The organism is Candidatus Aminicenantes bacterium (assembly GCA_026393795.1).
Taxonomy (GTDB): domain Bacteria; phylum Acidobacteriota; class Aminicenantia; order UBA2199; family UBA2199; genus UBA2199.
Genome location: JAPKZL010000318.1, coordinates 1 through 2,401, shown reverse-complemented (window position 1 = coordinate 2,401; position 2,401 = coordinate 1). Strand labels below are relative to the sequence as shown.

1 protein-coding gene is annotated in these 2,401 nt (G+C 58.1%); it reads right to left on the bottom strand.

Annotation, left to right across the window (positions count from 1 at the left end):
* Window positions 1-293: 293 nt before the first annotated feature.
* Window positions 294-2,390 (bottom strand): M3 family metallopeptidase, encoded by a 2,097-nt coding sequence (locus NTW95_15550; protein ID MCX6558820.1) that lies wholly within the window; start codon window positions 2,388-2,390, stop codon window positions 294-296.
* Window positions 2,391-2,401 lie beyond the last annotated feature (11 nt).

Sequence of the window (2,401 nt, the reverse complement as noted above, 5' to 3'; positions counted from 1 at the left end):
ATCCATGTTGGCAAAGCCCCGATTGGACCTTGCTACGTTCGAGCATTCAGCTCAAGGGGCGAACGGTCATTAAAAACATCGGGGCGTTTGGAAATATTTTAATACTTAAAATATTTACAAAGAGTAATATACAAGGGGCGGGGCTCGCCCCCGCCCTGGATTCACGAGAAGACAGATTCCGGGGCAACCGCAGGGCTTGCCCCTGCCCCGTGTTCAATAAAATATATTCTCTGATTTAAAAAAAAAGGGGCGACCGCCAGGGTCGCCCCTACACCAATCAACCTTAGTCTGTCCTACAGCAGCCCGCGGTTCTTGAGCAACGCGTCTTCCTTGGGCTCGCGGCCGCGGAAACGCTTGTAGAGGGTCATGGCGTCCTCGGTGCCAAGCTTTTCCAGGATGTTCCTGCGGAAAGCGGCGGCGGTTTTCCTGTTGAACAGCGAGGTTTCCTTGAACGCCTCGAAGGCATCGGCGTCCAGAACGCCCGCCCAGATGTAGCTGTAATAACCGGCCTCGTAGCCGCCATGGATGTGGGTGAAATAGGTGGATTTCCAGCGGGGCAGGATCTCGGGAATCAGGCCGATGCCGACCATGACCTTGTTCTCGAATCGGGTCACATTGACGTTGGCGGCGTTTTCCAAATTGTGCCAGGCCATATCCAGGAAACAGGAGGCCAACATCTCGACCGTCTCGAAGCCCTGATTGAACAGGCTGCTCTTTTTAAGTTTCTCGACCAGGGCGGCCGGGATGACCTCGCCGGTCTGGTAGTGGCGGGCATAAAGCTTGAGCATCTCGGGCTCGAGCACCCAGTGCTGCATGATCTGCGAAGGCAGCTCCACCGAGTCCTGGGGGGCGAAGTTGGAACGGTAGACGCTGTCGGTGAACAGGGTGTTCAGCGAATGGCCGAATTCATGGAACAACGTGGAAACTTCGTCGATGCTGAGCAGTGACGGTGTGCCGGGGGTAGGTTTGGTGAAGTTGCACACCAGGGTCGAAAACGGGATGACGCGCTTGCCGTTTTTGTAGAAGGTTCCCCGGAAAGCCCCGGACCAGGCGCCGCCCTGCTTGGAGTCGCGGGGGAAGAAATCCATGTACAGGATCCCCAGCAGAACCCCACTACCTTCCCTGACCTCAAACACCTTGACTTCGGGATGGTAGACGGGGATGTCCTTGCGTTCGACGAACTTCAAACCGTAAAGTTTTTCAGCCAAGGTGAAAACGCCCTTCTGTACGTTTTCCAGCTTGAAATAAGGACGCAGCGCCGAATCGTCCAAATCATACTTGGCCTTGCGCAGCTTCTCGGCGTAAAACCACCAGTCCCAGGCGGCGAGCTTGAAGCCGCCCTTTTCCTCGTCGATCAGCTTCTGCATTTCGGCCGCTTCGCCCTTGGCGCGCCCCAGGGCCGGCGTCCACACGCGCATCAGGAACTCGTTGACGGCCGCCGGCGTCTTGGCCATGCGGGTTTCAAGGTAGTAGTCGGCCGGGGTCTTGTAACCCAGCAGGTGGTAGCGCTCCTCGCGCAGCACGAGGATCTTCTGCAGGACACCCTTGTTGTCCTTGTCGTTGTCGCGGTCGCCGCGCATGAAGAAGCAGGCGAACAGCGCCTCGCGCAGGTTGCGCTTCGGCGAATACTGCAGGAAGGGGATCCAGCTGGTCTTCTGGGCGGTGAATACCCACTTGCCCTCCAGGTTCCTGGCCTTGGCCACCTCGGCCGCCTCGGTGACAACGCCGTCGGGGAGGCCGGCCAGGTCATCCTTGTCGTCGATGACCATGTAGGACGAGTTGGTCTCGGCCAGCACATTGTCATTGAGCTTCAGCACCAGCAGGGAATGCTCGCTGTTGATCTCGCGCAAACGGCCTTTTTGCTTCTCGTCGAGAAGGGCGCCGCTGCGCACGAAGCCGCGGTAGGTGTTCTCCAGCAGGTAGAGTTGCACGGGGGAGAGTTTCAGCTTGGCCCGCCGGTCGTAAACGGCCTTGACCCGCTCGAAGAGCTTGGCATTGAGCGAAATGTTGTCGTTGTGCGCCGATAGCAGCGGTGCCAGCTGGTTGGCGACATCCTGCATTTGCGGACTGGTGATGGTGCCCAGCAGCGAATAAAAGATCGCGTTGACATCGCCCAGGAGCTGACCCGACATGTCGAGAGCGACGATGGTGTTCTCGAAGGTCGGCGGCTTGGAATTGGCCACGATGGCGTCGATCTCGGCCTGCTGCCTCTTCATCCCCTCCTGCATCGCCGGCAAATAGTGGGTCAGCTGGATGCGGTCTAAGGCCGGTGTTTGGAAGGGAGTGTTCGGGGTCTGCAGCAGCGTGTTGTCCTCGGCCGCCAGCGGCAGGCACATGACCGCCAGCAGTAAAGCCAACGCCAATCTGGAAAGAAAAGTTTTTTTTGGCAAGGTGGTATCCT